Source organism: Arthrobacter sp. W4I7 (assembly GCF_030816215.1).
GTDB lineage: Bacteria > Actinomycetota > Actinomycetes > Actinomycetales > Micrococcaceae > Arthrobacter > Arthrobacter siccitolerans_A.
In genome coordinates, this window is record NZ_JAUSXU010000001.1 from 3693739 (window position 1) to 3719021 (window position 25283).

Annotated in this window: 22 protein-coding genes; 7 read left to right on the plus strand and 15 right to left on the minus strand. The window is 65.6% G+C overall.

Features of this window, described 5'->3' with window-relative positions; all coding sequences use genetic code 11:
* Window position 1: 1 nt before the first annotated feature.
* Window positions 2-1798, minus strand: a complete 1797-nt coding sequence (treS, locus tag QF047_RS16620; RefSeq protein ID WP_307279331.1) for a maltose alpha-D-glucosyltransferase — start codon at window positions 1796-1798, stop codon at window positions 2-4.
* Window positions 1795-3876 (minus strand): alpha-1,4-glucan--maltose-1-phosphate maltosyltransferase, encoded by a 2082-nt coding sequence (locus tag QF047_RS16625; RefSeq protein WP_307279334.1) that lies wholly within the window; start codon window positions 3874-3876, stop codon window positions 1795-1797. The genes treS and QF047_RS16625 overlap by 4 nt, the downstream gene beginning before the upstream one ends.
* Before the next feature lie 153 nt (window positions 3877-4029).
* On the opposite strand from QF047_RS16625, the gene glgP reads away from it, so the two are divergent.
* On the plus strand, window positions 4030-6651 hold the full coding sequence (glgP, locus tag QF047_RS16630) for an alpha-glucan family phosphorylase (protein WP_307279337.1): 2622 nt from the start codon (window positions 4030-4032) through the stop codon (window positions 6649-6651).
* 43 nt (window positions 6652-6694) lie between these two features.
* Window positions 6695-8476 (plus strand): thiamine pyrophosphate-requiring protein, encoded by a 1782-nt coding sequence (locus QF047_RS16635; RefSeq protein WP_307279339.1) that lies wholly within the window; start codon window positions 6695-6697, stop codon window positions 8474-8476.
* Between the two features lie 157 nt (window positions 8477-8633).
* On the opposite strand, the gene QF047_RS16640 is transcribed toward QF047_RS16635, so the two are convergent.
* From QF047_RS16640 to QF047_RS16675, 8 genes are all read right to left on the minus strand, one after another.
* The gene (locus tag QF047_RS16640) at window positions 8634-8990 is read right to left on the minus strand and encodes a barstar family protein (protein WP_306638130.1); all 357 of its coding nucleotides are present in this window, start codon (window positions 8988-8990) and stop codon (window positions 8634-8636) included.
* An 8-nt stretch (window positions 8991-8998) separates the two neighbouring features.
* Window positions 8999-9505, minus strand: coding sequence for a ribonuclease domain-containing protein (locus QF047_RS16645; RefSeq protein ID WP_307279342.1), 507 nt, complete (start codon window positions 9503-9505; stop codon window positions 8999-9001).
* 19 nt (window positions 9506-9524) lie between these two features.
* Complete coding sequence (glgX, locus tag QF047_RS16650; protein ID WP_307282013.1) at window positions 9525-11654, minus strand: glycogen debranching protein GlgX; 2130 nt, start codon at window positions 11652-11654, stop codon at window positions 9525-9527.
* Between the two features lie 29 nt (window positions 11655-11683).
* Entirely contained in the window at window positions 11684-12673 is a 990-nt protein-coding gene (gene rlmB, locus QF047_RS16655; RefSeq protein WP_306638127.1) for a 23S rRNA (guanosine(2251)-2'-O)-methyltransferase RlmB, read from the minus strand.
* A 103-nt stretch (window positions 12674-12776) separates the two neighbouring features.
* Window positions 12777-14255 carry a cysteine--tRNA ligase gene (gene cysS / locus QF047_RS16660; protein WP_307279346.1) on the minus strand — a complete coding sequence of 493 codons (1479 nt, stop codon included), beginning with the start codon at window positions 14253-14255 and terminating at the stop codon, window positions 12777-12779.
* 9 nt (window positions 14256-14264) lie between these two features.
* Window positions 14265-14768: a 2-C-methyl-D-erythritol 2,4-cyclodiphosphate synthase gene (ispF, locus tag QF047_RS16665; protein ID WP_307279349.1), complete on the minus strand. Its 504-nt coding sequence runs from the start codon at window positions 14766-14768 to the stop codon at window positions 14265-14267.
* 14 nt (window positions 14769-14782) lie between these two features.
* The gene (ispD, locus tag QF047_RS16670; RefSeq protein WP_307279352.1) at window positions 14783-15565 is read right to left on the minus strand and encodes a 2-C-methyl-D-erythritol 4-phosphate cytidylyltransferase; all 783 of its coding nucleotides are present in this window, start codon (window positions 15563-15565) and stop codon (window positions 14783-14785) included.
* A gap of 97 nt (window positions 15566-15662) precedes the next feature.
* On the minus strand, window positions 15663-16145 hold the full coding sequence (locus tag QF047_RS16675) for a CarD family transcriptional regulator (protein WP_011690592.1): 483 nt from the start codon (window positions 16143-16145) through the stop codon (window positions 15663-15665).
* A gap of 272 nt (window positions 16146-16417) precedes the next feature.
* On the opposite strand from QF047_RS16675, the gene QF047_RS16680 reads away from it, so the two are divergent.
* Window positions 16418-17011: a hypothetical protein gene (locus tag QF047_RS16680; protein WP_307282016.1), complete on the plus strand. Its 594-nt coding sequence runs from the start codon at window positions 16418-16420 to the stop codon at window positions 17009-17011.
* Window positions 17012-17098: 87 nt separating this feature from the next.
* Here the strand turns inward: QF047_RS16680 and QF047_RS16685 are convergent, their stop codons facing one another.
* Window positions 17099-17779, minus strand: a complete 681-nt coding sequence (locus QF047_RS16685) for a response regulator transcription factor (RefSeq protein WP_307279357.1) — start codon at window positions 17777-17779, stop codon at window positions 17099-17101.
* The gene (locus tag QF047_RS16690; RefSeq protein ID WP_307282017.1) at window positions 17776-19017 is read right to left on the minus strand and encodes a cell wall metabolism sensor histidine kinase WalK; all 1242 of its coding nucleotides are present in this window, start codon (window positions 19015-19017) and stop codon (window positions 17776-17778) included. The genes QF047_RS16685 and QF047_RS16690 overlap by 4 nt, the downstream gene beginning before the upstream one ends.
* A 207-nt stretch (window positions 19018-19224) precedes the next feature.
* Between QF047_RS16690 and phoU the strand changes: the two genes are divergently transcribed.
* Entirely contained in the window at window positions 19225-19887 is a 663-nt protein-coding gene (phoU, locus tag QF047_RS16695) for a phosphate signaling complex protein PhoU (protein WP_307279360.1), read from the plus strand.
* A gap of 75 nt (window positions 19888-19962) precedes the next feature.
* Here phoU and QF047_RS16700 read toward each other — a convergent pair whose 3' ends face one another.
* Window positions 19963-20709 carry a phosphoglyceromutase gene (locus tag QF047_RS16700; protein WP_306638121.1) on the minus strand — a complete coding sequence of 249 codons (747 nt, stop codon included), beginning with the start codon at window positions 20707-20709 and terminating at the stop codon, window positions 19963-19965.
* Window positions 20710-20822: 113 nt separating this feature from the next.
* On the opposite strand from QF047_RS16700, the gene QF047_RS16705 reads away from it, so the two are divergent.
* Window positions 20823-21668 (plus strand): class I SAM-dependent methyltransferase, encoded by an 846-nt coding sequence (locus QF047_RS16705; RefSeq protein WP_373427775.1) that lies wholly within the window; start codon window positions 20823-20825, stop codon window positions 21666-21668.
* 144 nt (window positions 21669-21812) lie between these two features.
* Here QF047_RS16705 and QF047_RS16710 read toward each other — a convergent pair whose 3' ends face one another.
* Together QF047_RS16710 and QF047_RS16715 are read right to left on the minus strand one after the other, a co-directional pair.
* Window positions 21813-22166, minus strand: coding sequence for a DUF2516 family protein (locus QF047_RS16710; RefSeq protein ID WP_306638119.1), 354 nt, complete (start codon window positions 22164-22166; stop codon window positions 21813-21815).
* A gap of 9 nt (window positions 22167-22175) precedes the next feature.
* Complete coding sequence (locus tag QF047_RS16715; RefSeq protein WP_307279369.1) at window positions 22176-23366, minus strand: PLP-dependent aspartate aminotransferase family protein; 1191 nt, start codon at window positions 23364-23366, stop codon at window positions 22176-22178.
* Between the two features lie 110 nt (window positions 23367-23476).
* Here QF047_RS16715 and tmk point away from each other — a divergent pair, with 110 nt between their 5' ends.
* Together tmk and QF047_RS16725 are read left to right on the plus strand one after the other, a co-directional pair.
* The gene (gene tmk / locus QF047_RS16720; protein ID WP_307279372.1) at window positions 23477-24133 is read left to right on the plus strand and encodes a dTMP kinase; all 657 of its coding nucleotides are present in this window, start codon (window positions 23477-23479) and stop codon (window positions 24131-24133) included.
* On the plus strand, window positions 24130-25272 hold the full coding sequence (locus tag QF047_RS16725; protein ID WP_307279375.1) for a DNA polymerase III subunit delta': 1143 nt from the start codon (window positions 24130-24132) through the stop codon (window positions 25270-25272). The genes tmk and QF047_RS16725 overlap by 4 nt, the downstream gene beginning before the upstream one ends.
* The last annotated feature ends 11 nt before the right edge of the window (window positions 25273-25283 follow it).

Here is a 25283-nt window from a genome sequence, read left to right on the forward strand (position 1 = left end):
GTCAGTTCTCAATCGAGAGGATCGGCATTGCCTGCGTATAGGGGGACGAAGGATTGGACGCTGCCGACCGGACGCGCAGCCAGAAGAAATCGTGGCTGCCCAGGGTCAGCGTCAGCGTCCCGTCCTCGTTGATGCCAGGAAATGGCTGGCCGCCGAACACATCCCGAAGGCCGCGCCCGGCGTAGTCGGGAACGCGCAGCCTGGCGGCCACTGGATGCTGCGAGAGGTTGAAGGCACACAGGACTGTTTCACCGTCCACCCCCGCGGAGTTGCCGTTCGGCAACTCCCGGAGGTATGCCACGACGGCGTCATGGTCGGCCTCGACGTGCTTGAAAGTACCGAGGCCGAAAGCCGGATGGTTCCTGCGGACGCTGAGGATCTGCCGGGTCCAGCGGAGCAGGGAGCCCGAGTGCGCAGCCTCAGCCTCGACGTTGGCCATGTTGTAGTTATAGACCAGCGACTGGATCACCGGCAGGTACAGCTTGCCGGGGTCTGCGTTGGAGAAGCCCGCGTTCCGGTCCGGGTTCCACTGCATGGGTGTGCGGACGGCGTCGCGGTCCTCAAGCCAGATGTTGTCCCCCATGCCGATTTCGTCCCCGTAGTACAGGAACGGGCTGCCGGGAAGCGATAGGAGCAGGGCGTTGATCAGTTCGATCTCCGCCCGCGAATTGTCCAGGAGGGGCGCGAGCCGGCGGCGGATTCCGATGTTGGCCCGCATCCGCGGATCCGGCGCATACCAGCCCAGCATGGCTGCGCGCTCATCGGCGGTGACCATTTCCAGGGTCAGTTCGTCGTGGTTCCGCAGGAAGGTGCCCCACTGTGCGCCCTCGGGAATGTCCGGCGTGTCCTGCATCGTCTCGATGATGGGCGCTGCCTTCTGGTCCCGGAGGGCGTAGTACAGGCGCGGCATGATCGGGAAATGGAAGGCCATATGGCACTCGGGCTGCTCTTCCGTGCCAAAGTACTCCACCACCTCGTTGGGCGGCTGGTTGGCTTCGGCAATGATGACGCGCCCGGGGTAGCTCTCGTCCACCATGGTCCGCAGCTTCCGAAGGAAGTCGTGGGTGGCGGGGAGGTTCTCGCAGTTGGTGCCCTCCTCCTCAAAGAGGTACGGGATGGCGTCCGCGCGGAATCCGTCGATCCCCTGGTCCAGCCAGAAACGCACCACGTCGAACAGGGCCTCGATAACCTTGGGGTTCTCAAAATTCAGGTCCGGCTGGTGGCTGAAGAACCGGTGCCAGAAAAACTGCCGGCGGATGGGGTCGAAGGTCCAGTTAGATTCCTCGGTGTCCACGAAGATGATCCGGGCGTCCTGGTACTTCTCGTCGGTGTCGCTCCAGACGTAGAAGTCGCCGAACGGGCCGTCCGGGTCCTTCCGCGATTCCTGGAACCAGGGGTGCTGGTCGGAGGTGTGGTTCAGGGGCAGGTCGATGATGACCCGCACACCCCTGGCATGCGCTTCGGCCACCAGCCGCTTGAAGTCGGTGATGGTGCCAAACTCGTCCAGCACCGAGTTGTAGTCGGAAATGTCGTAGCCGCCGTCGCGCAGCGGCGACTGGAAGAACGGGGGCAGCCAGAGGCAGTCGACGCCCAGCCACTGCAGGTAGTCAAGCCTGTCGATGAGGCCCGAGAAATCTCCGGAGCCGTCACCGTTGGAATCCGCAAAAGCTCTGACGAGGACCTCGTAGAAAACGGCCTTCCGGTACCACAGAGGATCGTGCTGCAGGCCTGGCGCATTCAGTTCGAAGGTGCTCTTCGGCGTGAAGTGCTGGCCCGAGCTTTGCGGATTAAAACTCACTGATGCGCTCTCCTGACACTCAGGATGTGCGCGGGCTCAATGTGCGGGTCGAGCCGGACGTAGTTGAACTCGCCCCATTCCCAGCTTTCCCCGGAAATGAGGTCGTCCACATAGAAGCCGCCGTTCGCCGTGAGGTCATCCGGGTCCAGTTCCAGGGCCGCGAGGTCCAGCGAGACGCTGCACTCCTTGGTGACGTGGGGATCGATGTTCACCACCACAATGATGGTGTCCTTGGATCCGTCGGGGAGCGTCTTGTGCTTGGAGTAGACAACGGTGGAATCGTCAGTGCTGTAATGCACTGTCAGGTTCTGCAGGTCCTGCAGGGCAGGGTGCGCGTGCCGCACGGCGTTCAGCCTGGTGATGTACGGGGCCAGGGTACGCCCGGAACGGTCCGCGGCATCCCAGTCGCGGGCTTTGTACTCGAACTTTTCGTTGTCGATATACTCCTCGGCGCCCGGCCGGGCCACGTGCTCGTACAGCTCGTAGCCGGCGTACACGCCCCACAGCGGGCTTGCCGTGGAAGCCAGCGCAGCCCTGATCTTGAAGGCCGCCGGGCCGCCGAACTGGAGGTATTCGGTCAGGATGTCCGGGGTGTTCACAAAGAAGTTGGGCCGGAAGAAGGCTGACGACTCATGGCTGACTTCTGTGAAGTACTCCGTAATCTCCTTCTTGGTATTGCGCCAGGTGAAGTAGGTGTAGGACTGCTGGAAGCCCGCGCGGCCCAGCGCGTGCATCATGGCCGGGCGGGTGAAGGCTTCAGCGAGGAAGACGACGCCCTGAACTTCTTTGTTCACCTGTTCGATGAGCCACTCCCAGAACCACACCGGTTTGGTATGCGGGTTATCCACGCGGAATATCTTGACCCCGTGGCTGACCCACAGCAGGACAATGCGGAGAATTTCGTTGGAGAGGCCTTCCGGATCATTATCGAAATTCAGCGGATAAATATCCTGGTACTTCTTGGGCGGGTTTTCGGCATAGGCAATGCTGCCGTCCACGCGGGTGGTGAACCATTCCGGGTTCGACTGGACCCAGGGGTGGTCCGGTGCGGCCTGCAGCGCCAGGTCCAGGGCCACCTCGAGGCCGAGTTCGTTGGCCCGGGCCACAAAAGCGTCAAAGTCCTCGAACGTGCCCAGATCCGGATGGATGGCATCGTGGCCGCCCTCCTTGGCGCCAATGGCCCACGGCGAACCGGGATCGTTGGGACCGGCGATCAGGGTGTTATTGGGACCTTTGCGGTGCTGGATGCCGATGGGGTGGATGGGCGGCATGTACAGGACGTCGAAGCCCATGGCGGCAACGGCGTCGAGGCGGTTGGCGGCGGTGCGGAAGTTGCCGGAGGTCCACGTCCCCGTTTCGTGGTCGCGGACGGCGCCTTCGGAGCGGGGGAAGAATTCGTACCAGGCGCCGCGGCCGGCGAGGTCGCGCTCCACCAGCAGCGGGAACTGCTCGGAGACTGTCACCAGTTCGCGGATGGGCTCGCGCCCCACGATGACGGCCACTCCCTGGCTGAACCCGGCGGCGAGCCGCTCCTCCGGGCTGAGGGAGCCGTCGGCCAGCCGCTCGGCGACCCAGCGCAGCGTTGCCCTGTCCGCCTCGCTGCGGGAGCCGTCCTCGGACGCTTCACCCAGCAGGGCCGCACCCTCGGCGAGCATCAGCTCCACGTCAATTCCGGCGGCCACCTTCACCTCGGCGTTGTGGTGCCAGGTGCCGTAGCGGTCGTGCCAGGCTTCGATGACGAAGGACCAGTTGCCAACGTCCGACGGCGTGAGGATGCCTTCCCAGCGGTCCGTTCCCATGCCGCGTTCCCCGCGGGGGGCTGCGAGCCGCACGCGCTGGCGTTCGTTGCCTTCCGGATCCAGGAGCACGGCGCTGACCCCAAGCTGGTCATGCCCTTCCCGGAATGCCGTGGCTCCAACGACTATTCCCTCGCCGGGCAGGGCCTTCGCGGGGAACTTTCCTCCCTCGACCACCGGCTCTACGGCGGTGATGGGAAAACGTCCAAACCGCAGGCCGTCAGTGATGCGGCCCTTCGGCTTATTGTCCAATACGGCCCTGGTTCCTGAGTTAGTCGTCACAGCCTCGACGTTAGCGAGAAATGACGGAGATTGCTAAGCCTGCTCACTAATTTTGTTGCAGTTCGCGTCATTTCCTGGACGCCAACAGTCATTTACCCAAAAGAAACCCAAAGCTGGTTCCGGCTGTGCATGTTGTCCGTTAGTGTGACGCAGGTGAAGGCAATCCGCAGATTTACGGTCCGTACAGTCCTCCCTGAGCCGATCCGCCCGCTGGCCCGGCTGGCCAGCAATTTACGCTGGTCATGGCACCGTCCCACCCGTGATCTCTTTGCCGGGCTGAACCCCCGCCTCTGGACCGAAAGCGGCGAGGATCCCGTCGGCTTCCTGGGCCTGGTCAGCCGCGAAGAGCTGCAGCAGCTTGCCGCGGACCAGTCCGTGGTGGAACGCGTCCGGGCCGCCGAAGAAGATCTTGACCGGTACCTTGAGGAGCCGCGCTGGTATCAGGGCCTGGGCCCGGACGCGCCGGCTGCGATTGCCTACTTCTCCCCCGAGTTCGGCATCACCGAAGTCCTTCCGCAGTACTCCGGCGGCCTGGGCATCCTGGCCGGCGACCATCTGAAGGCGGCGTCGGACCTGGGCGTGCCCCTGATCGGTGTTGGCCTGCTGTACCAGGCCGGATACTTTAAGCAGTCACTCTCCCGCGACGCCTGGCAGCAGGAAACGTACCCGGTCCTGGATCCGGACGGATTGCCGCTGACCCTCCTCCGCGAGCCTTCCCCGGACGGCAACGGCCGGCCGCTGCAGGTCTCGTTGCCCCTTCCCAACAACCGCCGCCTGCTGGCTCACATCTGGCGTGCCGACGTCGGGCGTGTCCCGCTGTTGCTCCTGGATTCCAACGTCCCTGGCAATGACGAAGCGGCCCGCAGCATCACCGACCGCCTCTACGGCGGCGGCGGGGACCACCGGCTGCAGCAGGAACTCCTGCTGGGCATGGGCGGGGTCAAGGCACTCCGCGCATTCCAGAAGCTGACGGGGACTGTAGCCCCGGAGGTGTTCCACACCAATGAGGGCCATGCCGGTTTCCTGGGCATCGAACGCATTCAGGAACTGATGGCCGGGGACGAGAAGCTCACCTTTGATGAGGCACTGGCGGCCGGCCGCGCCTCCACCGTCTTCACCACCCATACGCCGGTGCCCGCGGGCATTGACCGGTTCGAAATCGCCCAGATCCACCATTTCTTCCAGGCTGGCCTGGCACCGGCCGTGCCCGTGGACCGGATCCTGGAACTGGGCCGGGAAAACTACGCCGACGGCAACCCATCAGTATTCAACATGGCAGTGATGGGCCTCCGGCTGGCCCAGCGGGCGAACGGCGTGGCGAAGTTGCACGGTGAAGTGTCGCGCGGCATGTTCTCGGCCCTGTGGCCCGGGTTCGACCACTCCGAGGTGCCCATCACGTCCGTGACCAACGGCGTGCACGTGCCCACCTGGGTGGACAGCCGGATTTCCAAGCTCGCCCGGGACCAGTTCGGCAGCGAAGCGGAAGCCCACGGCCGCTGGGACCTCGCCTATAACGTCAGCGACGCCGATGTCTGGGCGCTGCGCCGCGAAATGCGCGCCGCCCTGGTGGAGGACGTCCGCAAGCGGCTGCGCGCCGCCTGGAAGAAGCGCGGGGCCGCCGACGCCGAGTTGGGCTGGACGGACAACGTGCTGGACCCGGACGTGCTCACCATCGGGTTCGCCCGCCGTGTTCCCACGTACAAGCGCCTCACCCTGATGTTGCGCGAGCCCAAACGGCTCAAGGCACTGCTCCTGCACAAGGAACACCCCATCCAGCTGGTCATTGCCGGCAAGTCCCACCCCGCTGACGATGCCGGCAAGAAGATGATCCAGGACCTGGTCCGCTTCACGGATGATCCTGAGGTCCGCCACCGCATCGCCTTCCTGCCGAATTACGACATCGCGATGGCACGCACCCTGTTCCCGGGCTGCGACGTGTGGTTGAACAACCCGCTCCGGCCGCTTGAGGCCTGCGGAACGTCCGGCATGAAGGCCGCCCTGAACGGCTCGCTGAACCTTTCCGTCATGGACGGCTGGTGGGATGAGATGTACGACGGCGAGAACGGCTGGGCGATTCCCACCGCCAACAACGGCGCGTCGCCGGACGAACGTGACGATATCGAGGCCGCGGCCCTCTACGAGCTCCTTGAGACCCAGGTTGCTCCGCGCTTCTACGGCAACACGGTGTCCGAAGACGCGGGGGCCGCAGGTCCGTCCACGACGTCGGCCACAGAGAAGGTGCCCACACACTGGGTATCAATGATCAAGCACACGCTTTCGCACCTTGGGCCGCAGGTTTCGGCCGAGCGCATGCTGCGCGACTATGTGAACACCCTCTACCGCCCGGCGGCGGAGGCAGGCCGGAGTGCCGGCGCGAACTCGTACTCGCAGGCGCGCAGCCTCGCAACCTGGACGGCAAACGTCCGCTCCGCCTGGCCTCACGTGCATGTGGAGCACGTTGACTCGGTGGGTGTTTCCGAAGACCCGCAGATCGGCGACACGCTCCAGGTCAACGCCTACGTGGCCCTGCACAGCCTCACTCCCGAGGACGTGAGCGTGGAAGTAGCCTACGGCCGGGCCGAGGAAAGCGACACGCTGGCAGAGATCACCGTGATGGAACTCAAGGTCCAGGAAGACCTTGGCAGCGGCCGGCACCTGTTCAGCGGCTCCCTGGTGATCGACCGCTCAGGGTCCTTCGGCTACACCGTGCGTGTACTGCCGCAGCATGACGCGCTCGCGTCCAAGGCCGAACTGGGACTGATCGTCAACGCGTAAGACCTAAGCCCGACCCGCAGGGCTGAACGCAGCAGGAGGAACCATGAACGACCGCACCGTGGCAGACCTGGTTGTGGAACGGCTGGAAACATGGGGCGTCAGCCGTGTTTTCGGTTACAGCGGCGACGGGATCAACGGTTTTATGGGCGCCCTCCGCCGGGCCGGAGGCCGCGTGGAATTCGTTCAGGCCCGGCACGAGGAAACCGCGGCCTTTATGGCGGTGGGCCACGCGAAGTACACCGGCGGGGTGGGAGTAGTCACCTCCACCCAGGGACCTGGGGCCGTCCACCTGCTGAACGGCCTCTACGACGCAAAGCTCGACGGTGTGCCGGTGGTGGCAATCGTGGGGCAACAAAGCCGGACGGTGCTGGGCTCGGCTTACATGCAGGAAATCGAGCTCACCGTACTCTTCAAGGACGTTGCCGCCCAGTTCGTGCAGCAGGTCAACGCCCCGGAGCAGCTGCCCATGGTCCTGGACCGTGCCTTCCGGACGGCAAAGGCCACCTCATCCCCGTGCGTGGTGATCCTGCCCCACGACATCCAGTCCGCACCCGCGCCGGAGCTGCAGCAGGAACACGGCGTTGTGGTCACCGCCCCGTCCTGGAGCACATCAGCCAAGACCCCGCGCACTGAAGACCTGGACGCCGCCGCCGCGATCCTTAACGGTGCGGAGAAGGTGGCACTTCTCGTTGGCCAGGGCGCCCGGCATGCCGGCGCCGAAGTGGTGGCCATCGCGGAACAGCTTGGTGCCGGGATTGCCACCAGCCTCTTGGGCAAGCCGTACGTGGACGAGACCCTGCCGTTCGCCGTGGGCACGATGGGACATTTGGGCACCACGGCCAGCGCGCACCTGCTGGGCAACTGCGACGCCCTGCTGATCGTGGGATCGAACGATCCCTGGACGGAGTTTTATCCCCCGCCTGGCGCCGCCCGCGCAGTCCAGATCGACATCGACGAACGGAAGATCGGCAACCGGTACCCCGTTGAAGTGGGACTTGCCGGCGACGCGGCAGCCGCACTCCAGGCGCTCAGCTCCCGGCTGACGGCCCGTTCCCGCGGACAGTGGCGGGACGACGTCGAACAGGAAGTGGTCCGCTGGCGCGCCCTGGCGGAGGAACGCGCCGCCGTGCCGGCCAGTCCGGTGAACCCGGAGCGGGTGGTGCGGGAACTAAATGGCAGGCTGCCGGCCAATGCCCAGATAAGTGTCGACGTCGGCAGCTGCGTTTACTGGTACGCCCGCCAACTGGTGCTTCCGCCCGGTGTTCCGGCCCACCTGTCCGGCACGCTGGCCAGCATGGGCTGCTCCATCCCGTACGGCATCGCGGCGAAGCTTGCGCACCCGGACCGGCCGCTGGTGGCGCTGGCCGGGGACGGCGCGATGCAGATGGCGGGGATCGCCGAACTGGTGACGGTGGCCCACCGCTGGCGGCAGTGGCAGGACCCCCGGTTCATCGTCTGCGTCTTCAACAACCGGGAGCTTACCGAAGTCACGTGGGAGCAGCGCGAGTCCGAGGGCGAACCGCGGTTCAAGGATAGCCAGGAGCTTCCGGACTTTCCGTTCGCCGGATACGCCGAACTGCTGGGCTTTACCGGGATCCGGGTGGAAGATCCTGAGCTGCTTGCGGATGCCTGGGAGCGCGCTTTCGCGGCAGACCGGCCGGTGGTGATTGACGTTCTGACTGACCCCGAGGTCCCGCTGCTGCCGCCCTTCCCGGGCGGCAAGGAGAAGGCGGAGAGCATGCGTAAGGCCCTTGCCGGGGAGGACGGCGGCGGCCGGGCCTTGGATCTGCTGGAAACCTACACCCGGCAAGAGGAACGCGGCTAAAGGCGGGAAGGGTTCAGAGCAGGACCGGTTCAGAGCAGGACCGGTTCAGAGCAGGCTGGGTTCAGAGCAGGACCGGTTCAGAGCAGGCTGGGTTCAGAGCAGGACCGGTTCAGAGCAGGCTGGGTTCAGAGCAGGACCGGTTCAGAGCAGGCTGGGTTCAGAGCAGGACCGCGGTAACGGCCAGGTCCTTGCCGGCATAGCGCTCGGCGTCCTGGAGGATCTCGCAGATGATCCCGAAGGACCGGTCGCCGCGGAACGGCGCGGCCACCTGCCAGAGGACCGTGACCGGGGGGTTGCCGTTGTCCGTGATGCTGTCCGCGAAGTCGTGCAGGGAATCGTTCAGCGCATCCAGGTTGACCCCGTAGTGTTCCGGGAAGTTGAGGACCTCCCCGAAGGTTTCCAGGACGGCCTTCCGGCTGTCCGCGGCCGGGACCACCAGGCTGCGGCGCCCGGCGTCCACCACCTGTTCCTGCAGCTCTTCCAAGGTCCAGGTCTCACCGGAATAGATCTTCATGGTTTCGCCTAACTGCCTTCCGCTATGAATCGAAATGTCCCGTAGTGATCATCCGTGTAGTACTTCTCCCCGCCGTTGCCGGCCACGATGCGCCGGGCTCCACGGTCTGATTCGTCCGGCGTGGGCACGGTGTACTCCCGGTAGTAGCCCCGGTCCTTCCGCGGCAGGATCCGCTCGAAGTTCCCAAACGGCTGGCCGTCCTGACTGTAACGGAAGGGACCCCCGGCCCGGATCAGGGCGAGGGTGCCGCGGCCTTCGGCAGGAAGCTCTGACTCACGCACCTCCGACAGGTCCGACGGGTTCCCACGCGCGGACGCTTCAGGTGGCGCCGCTTGGGACACAGGCGGCGCCGGCACAGAAGACGTGAGGGTCGAGGGCGGGGCCTCGGCGCTCGAGGTGCCCCCCGGCGTCGTACTTTGCGTCAGCTGGCCCAGGACGCCGGTGCCGCCGAACGCCAGCAGCACCAGCACCAGGAGCGCACCCAGCAGCAAGGACAGGGTGTTGCGGTTGCGCATGGTGTTGTTCTCCGGTGGACTACGTGCGGTAAATGTTCATCGAGTTGGCTTCGACGAGGTCCTTCTCCCCCGACGAAACCCGGATCCCCTGCCGGAGCTCATACAGCGGCGAGGTGGTCAGACGCAGCTCGAACATCCGGTGCGGAGCGCCCTCCGCAATGATCCGGGGCAGGGTGATCTCCACGTCGGACGTACTGCCGTTCACCACCACTAGGCCGGCCAGGGTGCCGTCGTCGGAGCCGAGCAGGAGCTGCATGACACGGTCCTGCGGATCGTGCCAGCGTTCCATGGACATGGGCTGGCCGGCCTGGTCGAACCAGTAGAGGTAGGACTGTTCGTCCCGCACCGGGAAGTCGCTGGGCTGTGCGGCCAGGAACTCCTTGCGCAGGCGGATGTACCGCTTGGTGCTCCGGAGCATCTCATGCGATTCCGGCGTCCTGGTCCAGTCCAGCCAGGCGATGGCGTTGTCCTGGCAATAGGCGTTGTTGTTACCCTGCTGCGTCCGCGCCAGTTCGTCGCCGGCCGTGATCATAGGGACGCCCAGGGAAACCATCAGCGAGGCCATGAGGTTGCGGCGCGACTGCGCACGCCTGGCCAGGACCAGGCCGTCCTCGGTGGGGCCTTCGAAACCGTGGTTGTAGCTGCGGTTGTCGCCGTGCCCGTCCCGGTTCTGCTCGCCGTTGGCCTCGTTGTGCTTCCGGTCATAGGAAACGAGATCATTCATGGTGAAGCCGTCGTGGGAGGCGATGTAATTCAGCGAGGCCAGGCGGGAACGACCGGAGGCGGCAAAGAGGGCCGCGGAACCGGACAGGACGTCCGCGAGCCTGGAAACCGAACCACCCTGGCCGCCGGACTCCAGGGCAGCCCGGTCGGCCAGCCAGAAGGAGCGCACGGCGTCCCGGAAATGATCATTCCAGTCCGCCCAGCCCGCCGGGAACCGCCCCGTCTGCCAGCCGCCGTAACCCACATCCCAAGGTTCGGCAATAAGCTTCACATCGGCCAAAACCGGATCCGCTGCGATATCAACCAGGAACGGGTGCTTCGGATCGAACTCGTTGGCCGCATTCCGGCAGAGCGTCACTGCCAGGTCAAACCGGAAGCCGTCGATGTGGAACTCATCCACCCAGTGCCGCAAGGAGTCCAGGACCAGCTGGACCACACGGGGCTGGGAAAAGTCCAGGCTGTTGCCGCAGCCGGTGGTGTCCACGTACTTGCCGTGCCCGTCGGTGCGGTAGTACTTGTCCTCCCCCAGGCCGCGGAAGCTGATCGCCGGGCCATCGGCGCCGCCCTCAGCCGTGTGGTTGTAGACCACATCGAGGATGACTTCCAGCCCGGCGCCATGCAGCGCCTTGACCATGCCCTTGAACTCATCCTGGACAGCCTGGGGGCCGGCTTCCTGCGCAGCCTTGGTGGCGTAGCCGGGGTGCGGGGCGAAAAAGGCGGCGGTGTTGTAACCCCAGTAATTGGTCAGGCCCAGGTCCTGCAGGTGCGGCTCATCCAGGTGGAAGTGCACGGGCAGCAGCTGGACGGACGTGATGCCGAGGCTTTTGAGGTGCTCCAGGATGGCAGGGTGTGCCAGGCCGGCGTACGTTCCGCGGAGCTCTTCGGGCACGTCCGGGTGGAGCATGCTCTGCCCGCGGACATGCGCCTCATAAACGATGGTGTCCCGCCACGGCAGCTTCAGCCGCGCGTCCTGCCCCCAGTCGAAGTCGCCGGCCATCCGTACGCTCGTCAGGAAACCGTCAGACTGGTCCACCGCACGGCCATAGGGGTCCAGCAGCAGCGGCTGCCGGCCGTCGTCGTCAATGCCACCCGCGGGCACAGCCACCGGCAGGGAATGCCCCGCCGCTGCTTCACGGAAGCCATACCGCGAGCCGTACGGCAGGTTGTCCACCAACCCGTGATGGACGCCCTGGCTCACATTGGGCAGTGCTTGGACACGCCAATCGCCGCCGGGAGCCTTGTAGACAATTTCCAGGTTGCGGACACCCGGGGCGTAGCAGGCCACGTTGGCCTGCGCCGCGGATGCCTTTCCGTTGCTCGTTAGACCAACCCGGGCCACATCCGGGCGCGGGACACTGACACCGAGCGGAAGCGCCATAGAGGCGTCCGTGGTGGACGCAGCAGTGTCAAAAAGCGGCATGGCCATCATCTAAATCCTAGCCGCCACCGGACCTGCTATTTTGCCGCGCGCTGGCGGGACACTTCGTACAGTGAGATGCCCACGGCCATGGAGGCGTTCAGGGATTCCATGGCCGAGTCAATGGGGATCGACACGATCTGGTCGCAGTTTTCGCGGACTAGCCGGCTGAGGCCCTTGCCTTCCGAACCCACCACAATGCACACCGGTTCGGTGGCGAGCGTCAGGTCGGGAAGTGACACGTCGCCGTCGCCGTCCAGGCCCAGGACAAAGATGCCCATGTTCTTGAACTGCTTCAACGCGCTGTTGAGGTTGGAGGCGCGGGCCACAGGAACACGCACGGCCGCCCCGGCGCTGGTCTTCCAGGCGGAGGCGGTGACGCCCACTGAGCGGCGCTCCGGCACGATCACGCCGTGGCCGCTGAAGGCGGAAACGGAGCGGATGATCGCGCCCAGGTTGCGGGGGTCCGTGATGCCGTCCAGGGCGACGAAGAGCGGTGCGTTGGCGACGTGGCCCTTCTTCCACTTCGCCACAGTGTCCTCGGCGAGCTCGTAGGCGTCCTGGTACTCGTAGGGCGGAATCTGGAGCACCAGGCCCTGGTGGACGGCGTCGTCCGTCATCCGGTCCAGTTCAGGCTTGCCGGTCTCCATCAGGGGGATGCCGCGCTCGGCGGCAAGCTTCAGGGATTCCTTAACTCGGTCGTCCATTTCGATGCGGATGGCAACGTGCAGGGCTTTGGCGGGAATGCCTGCCCGGAGCGCCTCCACCACGGAGTTCCGGCCCGTGACCACTTCTTCGGTGGCACGCCCCTTGGGACCGGACTTTGCTGCACCGGCGCTGCGTGCCCCGGTGCCGCGCTTGGCCGCGGAGCGCTCGGAGAGCTGCTTGGCCTTGTGTGCTTTGTGGTACGGGCGGTCCTCCGCCTTGGGCGTGGGTCCCTTGCCTTCCAGGGCCTTGCGGCCATGGCCACCGGTCCCGATGGTTGGGCCCTTCTTCGCTTTAACCGATCGGCGACCATTGTTGGCCATTGTGTTCCACCCTTGATTGTGCTGACTGAGTCTGCCTACCAGTCTACTGACCGAAGAAAAATCGGCGGTCAACGGTTTTGACGTACCCGGCCGGTGGAGCGGCTTAGTCCCGCTTCAGGGTCCAGGTTGCCCCGTCCGGGCCGTCCTCCACCACGACGCCGGCCTGGTTGAGCGTGTCCCGGATGGCGTCCGATGCCGCCCAGTTCTTGTCCGCACGCGCCGCAGCCCGTGCTTCCAGCTGCGCCTGCACCAGGACCTCCAGGGCGGCTGCTTCCTTGCTGTTGCCGGCATCGGTACCAGCCACGGCATTGAGGCCGAGGACCTCAGTCATGGTGGTCACAGCATTCAGCGCATCCCGGGCCGAGACATCGTCACCTTCGGCGAGGGCCGTGTTCCCGGCGCGGACGGTCTCGTGAAGTGCCGCAAGTGCGCGCGGAACGTTAAGGTCGTCGTCCATCGCCTCGGAGAACGTACGCACTGCCTCCTCGGACGAACCAAAGGGCCCCGCCACCGGGCTGCCCGCGGACCCGGCGCCATCGCCGGAGCGGGCGGCAGCTTTGGCGATAAACCCGTCAATGCGTTCGACGGCGGCCGCGGCTTCCTGGAGGGAGGTGGGGCGGTAGTCCAGGACGGAGCGGTAATGCGCCTGGCCGAGGTAGTAGCGGACTACCCGGGGTGGGGCCAGCTCCAGCATCTCGGCAGGACTGACGGTGTTCCCGATGGACTTGGACATCTTTTCGCCCTCATAGGTGACCATGCCGTTATGCATCCAGAAGTTGGCGAACGGGTGACCTGCCGCCTGGGACTGGGCCAGCTCGTTTTCATGGTGCGGGAACCGCAGGTCCAGGCCGCCACCATGGATATCAAACTCGATGCCCAAGTACTTGGTAACCATGGCGGAGCACTCAAGGTGCCAGCCCGGCCGTCCCGTTCCCCACGGGGAGGCCCAACCCGCCGTCGCCGGTTCGCCGGCTTTCGACCCCTTCCATAGCGCGAAATCGCGGGGATCCTTCTTCCCCCGCGGGTCGGCGTCCGGGGCTGCCTGCATGTCGTCGATGTTCTGCCTCGTGAGGGCGCCGTATTTGCTCCAAGAACGGACGTCAAAGTACACGTCCCCGGAGTCGTCCAGGGCCGGGTAGGCGTGCCCGCGGTCGATCAGCTGCTGGATCAGCGCGTGCATCTCCGGGATGTGCCCCGTGGCACGGGGCTCGTAAGTGGGCCGGGAAACGCCCAGGGCGTCATAGGCCTTCAGGAATTCCTGCTCGTAGCGGTAGGCGAGGGCCCACCATTCTTCCCCCGCCACTTCGCCGGGTTCCGGGCTGAAGTCCGGCGCGAACGAGGCCTCGGACTTTGCCAGGATCTTGTCGTCGATGTCAGTGACGTTGCGGACCACGGTGACCCGGAGGCCGCGGTACTGGAGCCAGCGGGTGAGCTGGTCGAACGCAATGGCGGAGCGGATGTGGCCAACGTGGGGCATCCCCTGCACCGTCGCCCCGCAGTAGTAGAGGCTGGCCTTGCCCTCGACGAGGGGGACGAAGTTCCGGACTTCGGCGGAGGCAGTGTCATAGAAGCGCAGGGTCACCGCTCCAGATTAGCCGATGGCGCCGGACTGGCTCGGATACACCAGTGCGGTGGCCACGGCGCTGATGCCTTCCCCGCGGCCGGCGAACCCCAGGCCGTCGCTGGTGGTTGCCGTGACGCTGACGGGCGCGCCGGCGGCCTCGCTGAGAACCCGTTGCGATTCCTCCCGGCGGGGGCCGAACTTGGGCCGGTTGGCTACGAACTGGACTGCGACATTGCCGATTTCAAAGCCGGCAGCCCGCACGATCCGGGCCGCTTCCGCGAGCAACGTGACCCCGGACGCGCCGGCGAATTCGGGGCGGCTGGTTCCAAAATGGGTTCCGAGGTCGCCGATGCCGGCTGCCGAAAAAAGGGCGTCCGCCGCCGCGTGGGCCACAGGGTCGCCGTCGGAGTGCCCGGCGAGGCCGCGCTCCCCCTCCCAATAGAGGCCGCCAAGCCAGAGCGGACGGGGTGTGTCAGTGGCCGCGTAGGCATGGACGTCGAGGCCGATTCCGGTACGGGGAAGAATCACCATTGTGAAATCCACTGCTAGCCCTCCACCCAGCGGGCGCCCAAGGGCCCTTCCAGCAGTCCCTCGGCGAGGATCAGGTCCAGCGGGGTGGTGATCTTCAGCGACTGGCTGGAGCCGCGGACGGCGTGGACGGGCGTACCCAGCATTTCCACGAGCATGGCGTCGTCGGTGACGGCGGCGGACTGCTGCCGGTCCAGCGTCCCGGCGGCCTCGTGCGCTTTCAGGAGGGTGCCGAGCTGGAAACCCTGGGGCGTCTGCACCGCGCGCAGCTCCTCCCGGGGCGCGGTGCCGGTAACAATCTCCGGCGCCAGTGCGCTGTCCTCTCCCGTGGTGGCAGCCACGGTCTTGACGGTATCCACAACCGGGACGGCTGGAATCACCGCGGCTGCGCCGGCCGCAAGGGCATCCGTTACCCGGTGGAAGACGGATTCGGGGGTCAGAGCGCGGGCGGCGTCGTGGACCAGCACGGCCTCAATCCCGTCCATCAGGGCAGCAATGCCGGCCCGGACGGAGTCGGCACGGGTGGCGCCGCCGTCGACCATTGAAAGGAGGGGGCCGCCGTCGGCCAGTTCCTCCCTGAAGTCCTCGCACAGCTGCCGGAGCGCGTCATCGCCGGCTGGAAGCGCGATGCAGACCTGGCTGGCGACTCCGGACCCGACGATGCCCCTGAGGGCGTGCAGGAGAATAGGTTCGCCGCCCAGCGGAACCGCAGCTTTGGGCATGCCGTAGCCAAGCCGCTGCCCGGAGCCGGCGGCCACCAGGATCACGGCGGTGACAAGGCGGGTGGGAGATTCACTCATGCCGACTAGCCTACGTCCCGGCAGCCTGCCCCGCCCGGACCTGAATCCGGGCAAAAAGAAGCCCCGGCGGCACTTGGGCGCCACCGGGGTTCAATTCTTAGGAAGCCAGAACCTCGTCGAGAACGCTTGCAGCCTTCTCCTCGTCGGTCTTTTCAGCCAGGGCCAGTTCTGAAATCAGAATCTGCCGGGCTTTGGCCAGCATGCGCTTTTCGCCTGCGGAAAGGCCCCGGTCGTGATCGCGGCGCCACAGGTCGCGGACGACCTCTGCTACCTTGATGACGTCACCGGAAGCAAGCTTCTCCAGATTTGCCTTGTACCTGCGTGACCAGTTGGTGGGCTCTTCGGTGAACTCGGCGCGAAGCACATCAAACACGTGCTCCAGGCCTTCCTTGCCCACTACGTCCCGAACGCCAACAAGATCAACATTCTCTGCTGGAACTTCAATGGTCAGATCACCCTGAGCCACCTTGAGCTTGAGATACATCTTCTCTTCGCCCTTGATGGTGCGCATCTTGATTTCTTCAATTTTCGCAGCACCGTGGTGAGGGTAAACTACTGTCTCGCCGACCTCAAATACCATGTGGACATTTCCCCTTTCCCGCAGACCAGTTTATCACGATTCAGGCATATGACCGGCCGCCAAAAGGGTCCGGAACCGCGAAAATCCGCGGAAAAACGGCACAATCGACCCCCTTCAACCCCTTGACGAACGCGGATAATAGTGCATCGCGGGTGCGCTGCCAAGGGTGTTATGACGCTTCCCGAATCCTCGTTTGCCCGGGATTGCGGCTAGGCTATGGCTGAATAATTTTTCAAAACTCTCGAGGAGTACGTGACGTGCGTTTCACTGCGATGAACCGGGCCCAACGCGCCAAACTGGCACTGACGGGGGCCGCCCTTAGCGTCGGCCTGCTGACGGCGGGCTGCGGATACATCACACCCCAGCAGACAAACCGGCAGTACTCCGCTTCGGACGGCATCCGCGCCGACCTCGGCCCGCTCCAGCTGCGCAACATCCTCATTGTTTCTTCCGGCAAGGATGAGCCCGGACGGGTGATCGGTGCTGTCTACAACTCGTCCTCCAAAGATGTAACGCTGAAGCTCAACGGGGCCGAAGGCTCCCAGACTGAAGTTCCGGTCAAGGCGAACTCGTACACGCTGCTGAACGAAAGCTCGGACGAAGCCATCCTGAGCACCAGCGGCGGCGCCCCTGGCTCCCTCGTTGACGTGAAGGTCACCGAAGACGGCACCAACGTCAGCAACACCGTGAAGGTGCCGGTGGTGGACGCAACACTTCCGGAGTACAAGGAATACCTGCCGGCCGGCAGCTCCCCTTCGGCCAGCACCTCAGCTTCTCCGTCTTCGACCGCTTCCGAAAGCGCAACGTCATCGACCGCTTCCGAAAGCGCAACGTCTTCGCCCTCCGCCAGCGGAACCGGCCACTAACGCCTGCAGGCAACGCATGGAAAAGGGAGGGGCCTGCCGGCCCCTCCCTTTTTGTTTGTCCTTCGGTCCCGCCTGCGCCCTTAGGCGCTACGGCTCGAACTTGTAACCGAGCCCGCGGACCGTCACCAGGTACCGTGGCGCCGAGGGGTCGGGTTCAATCTTGCCGCGCAGCCGCTTGACGTGGACATCGAGGGTTTTGGTGTCGCCCACGTAGTCCGAACCCCAGACGCGGTCTATCAGCTGCCCGCGCGTGAGCACCCGGCCCGAGTTGCGCAGGAGCATCTCCAGGAGTTCGAACTCCTTCAACGGGAGCAGCACCTGCTCGCCGCCCACGCTCACAACGTGCCGTTCGATGTCCATCCGCACGGGCCCAGCCTGGACAGTGGAGGAGATCAGCTCCTCCGGTTCGCCCTGGCGGCGCAGTACGGCCCTGACCCTGGCCACCAGTTCACGCGACGAGTACGGCTTGGTGATGTAGTCGTCCGCGCCCAGTTCGAGGCCCACTACCTTGTCGATTTCGGCATCCTTGGCCGTCAGCATGATCACAGGGACCGTGGAGCGCTGGCGCAACTGGCGGCAGACCTCCGTGCCGGACAGCCCGGGAAGCTGGAGGTCCAGCAGGACAAGGTCGGCTCCGTTCCGGTCGAATTCGGTGATGGCGTCCAGTCCGTTGTCCACCACTTCCACCTCGAACCCTTCCTTACCCAGCAAATAGGACAAGGGATCGCTGAACGATTCCTCGTCCTCCACAATCAAGATCCTGCTCAAGCGTTGGCTCCTCGTTCTTTTGCGCCTGCGGCGCGTGATCCTTGGGTGACATTTGGCTGTGCAGGCCCCTGCGTTGCGGCACTGTGAACTGCGGGCAGCGGAAGCACTTCCTCGCCGTCCTGGCCCTCCATCTCGGGAAGGCGGAGGGTGAATGTGGAACCCTGGCCGGGCTGGGACCAGAGGGTGACTTCCCCTCCGTGGTTGGAAGCGACATGTTTGACGATGCTCAGTCCCAGGCCTGTGCCGCCCGTGTGGCGGGAGCGGGCCGCATCAACGCGGTAGAAACGCTCGAAAACGCGCTCCTGGTCCTCGGCGCTGAGTCCCTCCCCCTGGTCCGTCACGGAGATCGACACCAGCCCGTCCCTGGAGCGGACGCCGATGCCTACCCGGGTGTTCGCCGGGGAGTAGCGGATGGCGTTGTCGATCAGGTTGCGCAGCGCGGTCACCAGGAGGTCCTGGTCGCCGAAGACCATTCCCTCGGTCCGGCCGCCAACCTCGATGCGGATGTTCTTGCTTTCGGCCGGGAGCTGGGAACGGTCCACCGCCTCCGCAATCACCGCGTTGACGTCAACGGGGCGGCCCTCCTGCATGACGCTGGCGCCCTGGAGCCGGGACAGTTCGATGATGTCCTGGACCAGGGCAGCGAGCCGGCCGGACTCCTTATGCATGCGCTTGGCGAACCGCCGCACTGCCTCTTCGTCATCGGCCGAGGACTCCAGTGCTTCGGCGAGCAGGGAAATGGCGCCAACGGGAGTCTTCAGTTCGTGGGACACGTTGGCCACAAAGTCGTTGCGGATTTCCTCGGTGCGGGTGATCTCCGTGCGGTCGTCTGCCAGCAGGAGGATGTATTCCTCACCGAGCATGGCTGCGCGCACCTGGACAATGATGGTGCCGTGCCCCAACGGTCCCCGCGGCACCTCCAGCTGCTTCTCGAGGATGACGCCGTCGCGCCGGACTCCTGCCGTCATGGCCAGCAGTTCCTTGTGGACCACCGTGTGCCCGCGGACCAGCCCGTAAGCGTAGGCGGCGGGACTGGCGCGGACCACACCGTCCACCGCGTCCACCACCACAAAGGCGCGTCCGACGACGGCCAGCACCTCGGCTGCACCGGCCGGCAATGCCAGCTCATCGGCGTCGATGTCCAGTAGCTGCCGCTGCTTCTCGCTGACCCTGGAGGCAAGCACTCCGAAGGTGCCGAGCGCCAGGCCAATGAGGCCGGCGACGAGACCGATGAGCATAGGATCCACAGCTCCACCTTATGTGCTGGTAACCGGCCATCGGCACGTCCGGGCCTGCTGCGCCAACGGTTCAACTAACGTTCATCTTCAGGGGCTCAACCGTTTACCGGATACTGGCAGAGTAACGAGTTGGACTGCCGAACGGCGACATGAATTCCTGCTGTCCGGGTGCGGGCGGCACGGGAGTTCCAAGGAAAGGACGCCTACGTGCGTAAGGTTTTTCAGGAAGAGCTCACCCAGGTTGGTGACCAGCTGGTGGAGATTTCCCGGCTGGTCAGCGAGGCGATGGTCAAGGCCACCACCTCGTTCCAGGTGGCGGACGTGGATCTTGCCCAGGACGTGATCGCTGCGGACGCCCGCATCGACTTCCTGCAGAACAGCCTGGACGAACGGGCCATCGACATCCTGGTGCTGCAGGGCCCTGTTGCCAGCGACCTCCGGATGATCGTGGGGTCCCTGCGGATGAGCGCCTCACTGGAGCGCATGGGTGACCTTGCCCGGCACATCGCCCAGCTGGCCCGCCTCCGCTTCCCCTCGATCGTTATCCCGGAATCAATGACGGCGACGTTCAAGAGCATGGCGGACCTGGACCAGGAAATTGCGGACAAGCTCACGGTTCTCCTGGAAACCCGCGACCTTGAGGTGGCCCGGGACATCCTTAAGGCAAACACCGCCATCAACGATCTGCACCTGAGCGTCTTTAAGGCCATCGCGGCCCCGGACTGGGACGAGACGCCCGCCACTACCGTGGACGTGGCCCTGGCCAGCCGTTACTTCGAGCGGTTTGCGGACCACGGCGTCTCCGTGGCGCAGAAAGTCACCTACCTGGTGACCGGTGCCTGGCAGCCGAACGGCATCGAGCACGGCTGACAGCAAACGCTGCGAACAAAGACGGCGGGCCGGTCACCAAAAGTGACCGGCCCGCCGTCGTACACGTAAGAAGGCCTATTTTTTGCCTTGGTTGGCAACTGCCAGGATCGCCTCGGCAGCGGCTTCCGGGTCGAGGTACGTGCCGCCCGGCTTGATCGGCTGGAAGTCTTCGTCCAGGTCATAGACCAGCGGGATGCCGGTGGGAATGTTGAGGCCTGCGATGGCTTCGTCGCTGACGCCGTCGAGGTGCTTGACGAGTGCGCGCAGCGAGTTGCCGTGGGCGGTAACCAGGACGGTCTTCCCGGCCTTCAGGTCTTCCTTGATATCTGATTCCCAGTACGGCAGCAGGCGGACCAGGACATCCTTCAGGCATTCCGTGCGCGGAAGGGCGTCGCCGAGATCTGCATAGCGGGGGTCCCGTGCCTGGGAGAACTCGGAGTTGTCGTCAAGGGGCGGCGGCGGGGTGTCGTAGGAACGGCGCCACTCCATGAACTGCTCTTCGCCGTATTCGGCCAGGGTCTGGGCCTTGTCCTTGCCCTGCAGGGCACCGTAGTGGCGTTCGTTGAGGCGCCAGTCCCGCTTGACCGGGATCCAGCCGCGGTCGGCCTTGTCCAGCGCGATGTTGGCGGTGTTGATGGCGCGCTTCAACAAGGAGGTGTACAGGATGTCCGGGAGAACTTCGTTCTCAACCAGGAGCTCCCCGCCCCGTGCTGCTTCCGTACGGCCCTGGTCGTTAAGGTCTACGTCCACCCAGCCGGTGAAAAGGTTCTTGGCGTTCCATTCGCTGTGGCCGTGGCGCAGCAGAATCAGCTTGTAAGTCATGATTTTCATCCTAGCCGAGCGCCGCTGCCGCCCGCCCAGCGTTACAGCCGGCACCCCTCCAGCGTCACGAAGGGGCCGTCACCAACGGCAAGCCGCAGCGATAAGGTTGGGCAGTGGTGCAAAAAGCTGAACGGGTGACTTCCCCGCAGATCACCGGCAGGAACCTGGCCGGCAGGCAGGGGCGGCCGGTCGGCAACGTCACCCGGGGCACCACCAACCCCAACCGCATGCGACGGCTGGACCGCTGGTTGACCGGGCCGCAGGCCTGGCGGCTCCGGTCCGCCGCCAGCCCCCTGGTGGTGGACCTGGGATACGGCGCCACCCCGGCCACCGCCGTCGAACTTTTTGAGCGGCTCTCTGCTGTGCGGCCGGACGTACAGGTGTGCGGGATCGAGATCGAGCCTGACCGCGTCCGCGCAGCCCTGCCCCTTCAACGGCCCGGTCTGAGCTTCCATGTGGGCGGTTTTGAAATTCCTGTTCCGGGCAGGCCGGTGCTGGTGCGCGCCTTTAATGTGCTGCGGCAGTACGAGGAAGCGGATGTGGCGGGCATCTGGCGGCTGGTGCAGGACCGGCTGTCCCGGGACGGACTGTTCATCGATGGCACCTCCGACGAGATCGGGCGGCGGGTGACGTGGGTGGCACTGGACGCCGAGCGGCCGCTCTCGCTCAGCATATCCATGCGGTTCGGCAGCTTTACCCTGCCCTCAGACGCAGCCGAGCGGCTGCCCAAGGCGCTGATCCACCGCAACGTCCCCGGCGAACCGGTCCATGCCCTGATGCAGGCCATGGACCGGTTCTGGCTGGAGTCTGCCCCGCTGGCAGCGTTCGGCAACCGGCAGCGCTGGCAGTCCATGTGCCGGCTTTTGCGCGACGCCGGGTGGCCGGTGCAGAACGGGCCGGGGCGGTGGCGACTGGGAGAGTTGACGGTGGGTTGGGAAGCGGTGGCCCCGCGCGGCTAATCCAACTCTGCGACGCAGGGGGCCGGTGGTGGGCCCACGCCGGCAGGGTTCCCTGGGCGAGCTTGCGAGGCTAGGGGGCCGGTGGTGGGCCCACGCCGGCAGGGTTCCCTGGGCGAGCTTGCGAGGCTAGGGGGCCGGTGGGGATTACCAGGGCCCGTAAGGGCCGGTGTTGCGGCTGCCGCCGCGGCCGGCATCCTTGACAGCCGGGCGGACGTCGGCGAGGTAGACGGACGCCGCCACCACGGCCGCGAGCCCGAACAGCCCCAGCGTGCCGAAAAAGCCACCGCCGCTGCCGAAAAAGGAGATGACGCCTACCAGGGCGGCGCCGCCGGTCAATGCCAGCCAGAAAGTCTTGGTCCTCTTTCCGGTAGCCTCGAACGCATTTGCGCGGTGGCGGGCGCAGTCCACCACGGCCCACAGCTCCAGTCCCAGCGCCACCAGGGCAAGAATGAAGAAAATTGCCTGTTCTACAGGCCGAATAAGAAGTTCACCGTCCACAAGCCCAGCCTAGCCGCCCAACGCGTCCAGCGCCTGCTTCAGGTCAGCCCAGAGGTCCTCGACGTTTTCGATGCCGACGCTGAGGCGGACCAGGTTTTCGGGAACACTGGCCGGTTCGGCCGTATGCCGGCGGCGGCGTTCGATCAACGATTCAACCCCGCCCAGTGACGTCGCCGGAAGCCACAGTTCCAGCGCCTGCACCAGCGCGTCCGCGGTTTCGGCCCCGCTGAGCCCTCCCGCTGGTGCCACCTGGATGCAGATGATCGAGCCGAAGCCCTTCATCTGCGCCTTCGCCCGCTCGTGCCCGGGGTCCGTGGGAAGGCCCGGGAACCGGAGGGATTCGACCAGCGGATGGGACCCTAGCCTGTCCGCCAGGACCAGGGCAGAGGCCTGGGACCGCTCGATCCTCAGCGCGAGTGTCCGCAGCCCGCGCAGTGCGAGCCAGGCTTCGAACGGGCCTGCGATCCCGCCGTGGATGATCCGGTGATGAAGCAGTGCCGAACGGATGTCAGGGTTGGACGTCACCAGGGCTCCGAGGACGACGTCGGAGTGGCCCGCCAGGTATTTGGTCACCGAGTGCAGGACGACGTCGGATCCCAGCAGCAGGGGCTGCTGGACCAAGGGAGTGGAAAAGGTGTTGTCTGTGACCACGATGGCTCCGGCGGCGTGCGCGGCGTCAGCGAGGGCAGGCACGTCGGCAATGCCCAGCATGGGATTCGTGGGACTCTCCAGCCACAGCATGGCGGCGGAGCGCGCTGCCGGACCGCTGGGCGAGAGTGCTTCCCTGACGGCGTCCGTGTCCGCAATGTCTACGGTCCGGAGTTCGATGAAACCCTTTTGGGCCAGCTCTGCGGCCATCACCAGGGATCCGGAATAGCTGTGCGCCGGCATCACGAGCACTCCCCCGGCCGGGATGAGGGAGAGCGCCGAACTGACGGCGGCCAGGCCGGATGCATAGAGGAGGCCGGGCATTTCCGAGCCTTCGAGCTGGCCGAGCGCTTCTTCAAAGGGATCCCAGGTGGGGTTGGAGTACCGGCCATAGCCGCGGTCGCCGTCAGCAAGCGGTCCGGTGCCAAAGTATGTGGAGGACAGGACGATGGGCGGGTTGACCGGCTGGTCCCTCTCCCTTGGGGGGCGTCCGGCGGCCACCACTACCGTCTCAGCTGCCAGGGACACCGCTTGATGTTCGGAAAGACTCATGGTGAAAAGCGTACTGTCCGCTGTGCAGGGCCCTGAAAGCCGTTACTGCACTGTCCACATGGCACCGGCTTCAAACTGCACTTGACGGTGCGGATCGGTAGGCTTATGCAGTGAGCAAACAACGGGCGGGCCTTTTCATCGCGTTTGAGGGCGGGGACGGCGCCGGCAAGTCCACCCAGGCGGCCCGGCTCGCGGACGCCCTCGAATCGCGCGGGCTCACAGTCCTGCGCACGCGGGAGCCGGGCGGTACCCCGATTGGCGAGAAACTGCGGTCCCTGGTCCTGGACCACGGCCAGGGGCACATCGACGCCCATACCGAAGCGCTGATCTTTGCTGCCTCGCGTGCAGCGCATGCAACCCAGGTCATCCGGCCCGCCCTTGACCGCGGCGAGGTGGTTTTGACGGACCGCTACATCGATTCATCAGTTGCCTACCAGGGCGCCGGGCGGGACCTCGGCAAGGACGCCGTGCGGTCCATTAATGCCTGGGCCACCTCCGGCCTGGAGCCCCACCTCACCGTGCTGCTGGACGTTGACCCAGAAGTGGGCCGCAGCCGCAGGACCGCTGGCGATGCTGCCGAAGACCGGCTGGAATCCGAAGCTGACGAATTCCACGTGCGGATCCGGGACGCCTTCCTGGAACTGGCAGCCAGCCGTGCCGGTTCCTACCTGGTGCTTCCGGCTCACCTTCCCGTCGATGAGCTGGCAGCGCACATCCTCCAGCGCGTGGACGCCCTGCTGGCCGCCGCGGAAGTGGGCAGCGCATGAGCGTATGGGAAGACCTGCAGGGCCAGGCCGCCGTCGTCGAACAATTGCGCCAGGCCGCCAGCGGCGAAAACCTCACGCACGCGTGGCTCTTTACCGGCCCGCCGGGCTCGGGCCGTTCGAATGCGGCCAAGGCTTTTGCGGCGGCGTTGAACTGCGACCAGGAGGACGTCACCCGGCGCGGTTGCGGGCAGTGCCCCGCGTGCCTGACTATCCTGGGCGAAACCCATTCGGACGTCACGTTCGTCCGGACTGAAAAAGTGACCATCACCATTGACGAGGCCCGGGAACTGGTGGCCGCAGCAGGGAACCGGCCATCAGCCGGCCGTTGGCGGATCATCGTGGTGGAGGACGCGGACCGGATGGCCGAGCGGACCACGAACGTCCTGCTGAAGGCCATCGAGGAGCCAACCCCGCGGACGGTGTGGATGCTGTGCGCGCCGTCCCCCGCCGATGTACTGGTGACCATCCGCTCGCGCTGCCGCAGCGTGGCGCTGCGTCTGCCGCCAGCCTCTGATGTGGCTGCTTTGCTGGTAAAGCGCGACGGCGTGGAGCCGGCCTTGGCGGAGCGCGCGGCCCGGGCGGCACAAAGCCATGTGGGCATCGCCCGGCGGCTCGCGCGGGATCCTGCGGCCCGGGAGCGCCGGCTGGAGACGGTGAGGTTCCCGCTGGGCCTGCGCGGGGTCACAGCCGCGGTGATGATGGCGGAAAAGCTGGTAAAAATTGCCACCGCCGAGGCCACGAGTTCCAACGAGGAACGCGACGCCGCCGAGAAGGCCGCGTTGCTGGCCACGCTTGGAGCACCCGAGTCGGGCACGCTTCCGCCGGCCATGCGGAGCCAGGTGAAGCAACTGGAGGAAGACCAGAAACGCCGTGCCAAACGGTCCGTCACCGATTCCCTGGACCGTACCCTCACAGACCTGCTGTCCTTCTACCGGGATGTGATGATTATCCAGCTCGGGAATGCTGTGGAGCTCGTAAACGTTGAGCTCAGGGGTGAATTGGAGGAGTTCGCCAGCCGCTCCACCCCAGAAGCCACCCTTGCCCGGATGGACGCCATCAACAAAGCCCGTGAACGCATCACCACCACCAACGTTGCCCCGCTGTTGACCATTGAGTCCATGGCAGCCAGCCTGATCTAGCCCCCTCTAAG

Bases quoted from the DNA above. Each gene is read 5' to 3' on its own strand.
- QF047_RS16700 (WP_306638121.1), bottom strand. From the start codon at position 20,709: ATGACTTACAAGCTGATTCTGCTGCGCCACGGCCACAGCGAATGGAAC.
- ispF (WP_307279349.1), bottom strand. From the start codon at position 14,768: ATGGTGATTCTTCCCCGTACCGGAATCGGCCTCGACGTCCATGCCTAC.
- QF047_RS16680 (WP_307282016.1), top strand. From the start codon at position 16,418: ATGAACCGGGCCCAACGCGCCAAACTGGCACTGACGGGGGCCGCCCTT.
- QF047_RS16675 (WP_011690592.1), bottom strand. From the start codon at position 16,145: ATGGTATTTGAGGTCGGCGAGACAGTAGTTTACCCTCACCACGGTGCT.
- QF047_RS16725 (WP_307279375.1), top strand. From the start codon at position 24,130: ATGAGCGTATGGGAAGACCTGCAGGGCCAGGCCGCCGTCGTCGAACAA.
- ispD (WP_307279352.1), bottom strand. From the start codon at position 15,565: ATGAGTGAATCTCCCACCCGCCTTGTCACCGCCGTGATCCTGGTGGCC.
- glgX (WP_307282013.1), bottom strand. From the start codon at position 11,654: ATGGCCATGCCGCTTTTTGACACTGCTGCGTCCACCACGGACGCCTCT.
- QF047_RS16715 (WP_307279369.1), bottom strand. From the start codon at position 23,366: ATGAGTCTTTCCGAACATCAAGCGGTGTCCCTGGCAGCTGAGACGGTA.
- QF047_RS16640 (WP_306638130.1), bottom strand. From the start codon at position 8,990: ATGAAGATCTATTCCGGTGAGACCTGGACCTTGGAAGAGCTGCAGGAA.
- QF047_RS16645 (WP_307279342.1), bottom strand. From the start codon at position 9,505: ATGCGCAACCGCAACACCCTGTCCTTGCTGCTGGGTGCGCTCCTGGTG.
- rlmB (WP_306638127.1), bottom strand. From the start codon at position 12,673: ATGGCCAACAATGGTCGCCGATCGGTTAAAGCGAAGAAGGGCCCAACC.
- QF047_RS16690 (WP_307282017.1), bottom strand. From the start codon at position 19,017: ATGCTCATCGGTCTCGTCGCCGGCCTCATTGGCCTGGCGCTCGGCACC.
- QF047_RS16635 (WP_307279339.1), top strand. From the start codon at position 6,695: ATGAACGACCGCACCGTGGCAGACCTGGTTGTGGAACGGCTGGAAACA.